Genomic DNA, 7,186 nt, shown 5'->3' with positions numbered 1-7,186 from the left:
TCATGAATCGCGGTTAACGAGGACGAACACATGGTATCGATCGGCATGCTGGGTCCTTGCAAATTGAACAGGTACGAAATCCGGTTAGCCACGGAGCTAAAGGATGTGTGGGGGAATATTTGCGATCCCTTCCTCCATAGATCCAGCCCATATAAATCAAAACCCGTTTTGGTAATCCCGGCAAATACGCCTACCCGGCTGTTATGCCGCACCGCAAGCTGTTCCCTGGTGTAGCCCGCATCCTCCATCACTTCCCAGCAGGCTTCTATGAACAGCCTTTCCTGAGGGTCCATACTGAGCGCTTCCCGTGGCGCAATATTGAAGAACAACGGATCGAATTCCGCAAATCCTTCGATAAAGCCCCCCCACTTGCTGTAGCTTTTTCCATGAGCTACAGCTTCCTGTTTATCGGGATGGAAGAATTCCTCCATCGTCCAGCGTTCTTGCGGGATTTCGGTGACACAGTCCTTCCCTGCTTTTAGATTTTCCCAATATTCGTTCATGTTCTTGGACCGTGGATACTTTCCTGCCATTCCGATGATCGCTATCGGTTCACGAGTTTCCGCCAGCCTAAGCCCCGCCCAGCTTCGGTCAGGCTTCGCTGTCATCTTCGCTGCAGTCGGCACGGTTTCTTCTTCGGCATACTGCGGTGTCGCAGGCGTTGCCTCTACTGGCTGCATGTCATGACTCATCCCGACCCACCGCATGCACTCCTTCGAGTAGTCCCTCACAAAATATTCCGTCAAGGCACGCAAGGTCTGGTACTCATAAAACAGTGTCTGGGACAGCTCTCCAAAGGAACTCGCCAGCTTGCCATTGAGTTGGGTAATCATGATGGAATCAATTCCATAGGTTTCCAAGGGCTCATTGGCTTCGATGCTGCCGACGCTTAGCCGGGTTACCTCTCCGAGTAGCACCTTGAGACAATGCAAGGTTTTATCGTAGAGCAAGCCCGCATCCAGCTTAGGTGTGGTTGTCTGGTTAGGTATTGATGTCTGGACGGCACGGACACCGACTTGTGAGACAGCTTTCGCCAGGTAAGCCTCGATTTTCTCAGGCTCCCCTTCCATGACCATTACCTGCTCCTTTCCAGAGGACAGGCATTGCTGCAACGCCCTCATGCCCGACCGGGTCTGCATGGCCGTGATGCCCATGTTCTGCATCATGATCTTTTCCGTGTCCGCATCGATCCGCATCCCGCCCTCTTTCCATAGTGGCCAGCGGATGGATAACGTCCGCCCTCGTCGTTGCTTGGCTCCCACCAGGGTATTCCGGTATTCTGCGTATGCGTCCATAAAGGCATTGGCGGTGGCATAGTCGGCCTGTCCCGGATTGCCCAGGCTACCCGATATGGAAGAAAAGAGCACAAAGAAGTCCAGATCCTGGCCGCTGCTCGCTTCATCCAGATGGACCAGTCCTCTAACCTTCGATCCCAGCACCTCCATAAATTCTTCGCTTGTTTTCTTGATGATGAAGTTATCGTGAATCACCCCTGCACAGTGGATGATCCCATGGACACGCCCACATTCCTCACGAATACTTTCCAGTAAACCGATAACGGTGCTCTTATCGGTGATATCGCCTTGTCTATACTCCACGCTGGCACCTGAGGCCTCCAGCTCCTTCAGTCGGGTCTGTCTGCCTCTGCCCAGCGGCGATCGGCCCGTCAAGATCAAGGTCGCCGCTGGGGCCTGCCGGACAATCTCTTCTGCAACAAGCAATCCCAAAGCGCCAGAGCCTCCGGTGATCAGATAGACGCCATCGTTTTTCCATGGAAGTACCTCTTCTTCCCGGAATGGCTCGAGCCTGCTCCAGAAAGCAGTTCTCCGTTGACCGTCCACATAGCGAATCCATCCATCCACCGGGCTGCGGCTGTTGTCCTCCAGCTTTGCCAGGAGACCTTCCGCAGATTCTCCCTTTTCCACTTCGATCAACTGCCCGATCAATTTCGGGTTTTCCAGCCGCGCCGTCTTCAACAACCCCGAAAGCCCCGAAAAGAGCCGCCCTTCCCCGGAGTTCCGCACGACAATTTGAACCAGCACTCTTCCCTCCGGCTTGTCTTTGAGTATACTTTGGATGCTCTCAAAGGCTTGGGCGGCATAGGCCTGAAACCGTTCATCTACCCGGTTCTTCCCAGATTGAAAAGCAAGGACCTGCGCAAGGCCGTTCACTTTTGCTGCGAGCCGTTCGTGTAAAGCTTCGTCCGGCTCACAAAGCAAGACGATACGCCGCTCATAGGCAGGGGCTTCGGCTTTCAGCGGTACGTCCTGCTCCTTCCAGGCAGGCTCAAACATCAGTGTACGGCTCGCTGTAACCCCAGGCGCTTCCGCTGTTCTGGAGAGCGTAAATTTCGTTTCACCCTCGGCCGCTATGCCGCCGCTAGTACTTTTTGTTTCACTCGCAGGTGCCCAATACTGCTCTTTTGCAAAAGGATAAGTCGGCAGCGGAATCCTGGAATACTGTTCATTTGAAAACAAACGCTCAAAGTCTAACGAATATCCCTGAACATACAAATCTGCAATAGTAATCAAAAGCTCCATATACTCGCGGGCATCGCTTGCATTTTGACAGTTTTGAATACATTCATCCCCGTACCTTTTCAAAGATGTTTGTATGCGTTGATCTTTTTCGTGCAGTTCAGAATAGTAAACTTGAGAAGCACTGCCTTTTTCCAGCCACTTTTTAAGGGACATGACTAGCTCGCCTTGATTGCGGGCAACACATGCAAGCCGATGATTGCAGTGCTTTCTCCCAAGTAATAATGTATAGCTCATATTACCGCAATCTGCCTTAGGCTCCTGTTCACAATACTTAATCAGTTGTTCTACCTGTCGGCACAATTGTTTTGCAGTCCGTGCCGACAGCGGAATGAAATAACCCGGCTTCTCGGCATGTTTCCGTTCTGTCTTTGGAGCCTCTTCTATGACCATATGAGCATTGGTACCGCTGGCGCCGAAGGAGCTGACCGCAGCACAGCGTCTGGCACCAGGCTCAATGTCCCAGTCCTGCAGATGCGTATTGACATAAAAAGGACTATCCGTAAACTGAATATTTGAATTGCCCGACCGGAAATGAAGAGAAGGCGGCATTTGCTTATGCTTTAATGACAATAATAGTTTGATCACTCCCGTGATTCCTGCCGCAATTTGCGAATGACCGATATTCGTCTTAATGGACCCTATGGCGCAATATTCCTTCTTGTCGGTATACTTTCTAAATGTTCGCGTCAGTGCCTGATATTCAATGGGATCTCCCAATTTGGTACCTGTTCCATGTGCTTCCACCATCTGGATTTGCTCCGGATGGACATGAAATGTGTCATAGACATATTGCTCCAGTCGCTCCTGAGACTTCTGGCTTGGCGCAGTAAGTCCATTTGTGGTGCCATCCTGATTGATTCCTGAACCTAAAATCACTCCATAGATGTGGTCTCCATCGGCAACAGCTTCATGAAGCCGTTTGAGCACAATCGCGCCAAGAGCCTCTCCCGGAACCATTCCATCTGCCCTGTCATCAAAGGTATAACAGCGTCCCGAGCGAGACAGCATTCCTGCCCTGTCACCATATAAATAGCAGCGAGGGGTAGTATGAATATAGACACCACCAGCTAAAGCCATATCCGTTTCTCCGGTCCATAAGCTTTGGCAAGCCAGATGAACAGCAACTAACGAACTGGAACAAGCTGTATCTACAGCTATTGCCGGTCCGTGAAGATTCAAGTAGTAGGAGATTCTAGCGGGAATCACGGAACCCATATGACCCCATAGCGCTTGTGGAGGCAGGTCTTCACCCAGCAATTGTTGGTAATCTCCCTCGGCACAGCCTACATAAACACCGCAGCGGCGACCCTCCATCCCTGTACCCGCATAGCCAGCATCCTCCAGAGCATGCCACGCTTCCTCCAGAAACAATCGCTGCTGCGGATCCATATAGGTCGCTTCCAGTCCCGAGATATTGAAGAAAAGCGGATCAAACTTATCAATATCCCCCAAAAAGCTGCCATGATTGCAGTAGCTTGCATGTTTTTCCTGGTATTTCGAAAGATCCCACCGGGTTACCGCTTCCACTAAATCGTCACCATTCTTAAGGTGATTCCAAAGCTCATGTACATTATCAGACCCGGCAAACCGCCCGCTCATTCCAATAATCGCAATAGGCTCTCTTGCCGTTAAAGCCTTCCCTTTGTCCTCCTTTTTGGATTTCTCCGGCTCAGGGGATACACTTGCCGTTTCAACCGGATTAAGAATATAATCTTTATTTTGAATTTCTTGATTTTCACGAGCTGCATTTTCCCCGTTATCTATTGGATCAGCGCTCTGTCCCAAGGCTTGTAAAACTTCATCGCCATACTGATTTAAAATACATGCCGTCAGTTGTTTTACTGAGCTGTAATCGAAGATGTCTGTGGTTTGCAAATGAATCCCCAGCCCCTGATTGACAGCCTGCACAAAGTTAACGGCAAGAATGGAGTCCAATCCATAATCCGCGAATGATTCATGAACATCAATCATAGTAAAGTCCACATTTAAAGCCTCTGCCAGCTTCTCTACAATAAGCTCCCTAACATACTCTTCTGCCATCTCGTCGGTTACATCCGTACCTGATCGAATTTCTCCGTCACGTGGTTTCATTTGAGACTTGCCGTGTTCAAGCTCCTGTTGGTCCCGAATCATACCATCGCTTTCAGCCACAATAATTTGTTGACCTATATCATGCGCTTCCTGAGCAGGGAAGAAAACTGATCGAAAACCCTCCATTTCCAATACCCTTCGCCAGCTTTCAGGATATAATCCTGGAGAGCCTGGAATGCGCAACTCCGGGTCATTATAAAGCCACCATCCCTCCAAAAGGCCAAAGGATAGGTGGTTTAACAGAGAGTTACCGCTGATTTCATTGATAAGAATCAAGCCATTTTCTCGCAGCGCCGCTTTGACATTGCGTAACGTTTGGCGAATGTTCCTGGTGGCGTGCAATACATTGGTGGCAATCACAATATCATATCCACCCGTATCGACATCTTGTCCCTCAGCCGACTCTTCCACATTAAAAATCTGATAAGTCAGATAAGGATTTTGCGGACCGTACTCTTTTTGTGCATGTAATAAAAATGCTCTCGATTTGTCGGTATAGCAATATTCTTGAATATGCTCCCGATAAGGTTTGAGCTTCTGGAAGACCATAGCACTAGTACCTCCAGTGCCTGCGCCAACTTCTATGATTCGAATCTGCACCGACGGATCATGTTTAAGCCGCTCATTCAGATAGGAAACTGCAATATCCCCCAGCACTTCATTAAAGTAATCTGCTGCAGGACTATTTTTATATATGCCTTCCACCAGTTTCATGGAAGAGTTGGGAAACATGATATCGGTGGCAGGTATTTTCCCGGTCAAAATTTCTGGCAGCTTGCGTAAGGTTGATTCCACCAAAACTGCCCAGGCCGAGAGATCCGGATTTTTCAACCATGCCCCTTTCTTCAATTCCCACTCCTTCCATACAGCCTGCAGATCAACCGAAGCGGTATCCGCTGCGCTATAGGACTCTCCTTTACAGTACAAATAGTGATTCCGTGCCAATACCTCTATGCTTTCTTCAAGCCAACGATCGTATAAATCAAGTAAAGCCGTTTTTATTTTAAAATCTGCGATCATAGCCCTCTTTTCCATTTGTCCATATGGACATAATCCCAACGATTGCAAATGACCCCATAACAGCCTGCATAAGATATCATTCATTTCCTTCATCTTTAAGCCTCCATTCCCGTTCAGTCCCTCGCGTCGCTCCATCCTGTTCCTGTTCCGAGTAAGCTTTGTTGTCGACTGTAGACGAGGACATTGTCTCGTATTCAGCCGCTAGATAAGAAATATCTGGCATTTTCTTTATTTTTACACTGGCGGAGATATGGCTCTGGATATTCTGGATATATGAAGGAACAGCTTTGGAATATGGAGCTTTGCTTTCCTTTGGTTTCATTCCCGAAACATTTGCCGTTTTCGCAACTGTCTTTTGAACAATGAAAGAATCTGTTGGCTTTACAGTATCTACAGACTCAATGGAAGCCGATTTGGTTTTTATATCCGTGATCCAATACCGGTCCCTCACAAAAGGATAGGCGGGCAGGCTGATTCTCCGCGGCTTGGCATCCCCATACAGCATGTTCCAGTCCATAGCCAGTCCCTTGACCCACAGATCGACAACCTTCGAATATTTCCTTTTTCCGATCCAGGCAGCGATCATTTTTTCCATATCTTCATCTTCTATCAGTGCCTTCAACGCCTCTTTATTCCGTTTGACCTGGCCTCGGTACAACTCGGAGATGTCGTCCCTGCCTTCCAGGAATCCCTCAAGTTTTTCCACCAGCTCCTGCACAGACCCGGCAATCACGGCAAGCCGTTCTTCCATGGCCTCGCGTCCCACCTGGAGCGTGTAGGCCACATCAGCCAAACTGCTCTCCGTTAGCTGTCCTTCCCGGATAACGGCTAGCAATCTCTCTCCCTGCTTTTTCAGCCGTTCTTCATTTTTGGCCGACAATACAACAATCGCAGGGTTCTGGGCTGTAACGCTCATAGGCTCCTTCTCTTCCCGAGTGTACTCTTCTGGAATGTACTCTCCCGGAATGTACTCTTCGATGATGACATGTGCATTGGAGCCTCCCGCCCCAAACGATGAGATTCCGGCAATCCTCGGATATTCCCGCGTCTCTCCATCAATCTCAACCACCGGTCGCTTCCATTCCTCCAGCTCCTGCTGGACTACGAATGGCGTCTGCCCGAAAGGAATGTTCGGATTCAATTCTTTGGCATGCAGGCTGGGGACCAACGTCCGGTTTTTCATCTGTAGGACAATTTTTCCAACCCCTGCGATGCCCGCCGCCGCCTCCAGATGTCCGATGTTGGACTTTACAGAGCCGATGGAGCAGAATCCATTGTCCTCCGTATCCTTCCTGAAAGCCTGGGTCAGACCGGTCACTTCAATCGGATCCCCCAGCTCCGTTCCGGTCCCGTGGGCTTCGATATAGCTGATCGTCCGGGCATGTACCCCCGCTCGCTCCAGTGCCGACCGGATCAGCTCCCCTTGGGCGGTCGGGCTTGGCACGGTGTAGCCGTTGGTCTTGCCTCCGTGGTTGATGCTCGTCCCCCTAATCACCGCATGGATGGGGTCCTTATCGGCTATCGCCCGGGACAGC

General features: G+C 49.9%; 2 protein-coding genes. Both read right to left on the bottom strand.

The window, feature by feature from the left end:
- Nucleotides 1-5,744, bottom strand: a 5,744-nt coding sequence (locus LCF57_RS26400) for an SDR family NAD(P)-dependent oxidoreductase (protein WP_226003315.1), incomplete at its 3' end; no start/stop codon positions are given.
- The coding region (locus tag LCF57_RS26395) for a type I polyketide synthase (protein WP_226003314.1) at nt 5,728-7,186 on the bottom strand (1,459 nt) is incomplete at its 5' end. The genes LCF57_RS26400 and LCF57_RS26395, both read right to left, overlap by 17 nt.

It is taken from the genome of Paenibacillus sp. BJ-4, assembly GCF_020404765.1.
GTDB lineage: Bacteria > Bacillota > Bacilli > Paenibacillales > Paenibacillaceae > Paenibacillus.
Note: the sequence above shows the minus strand (reverse complement) of the source record. Positions and strands in the feature narration are given on the sequence as shown.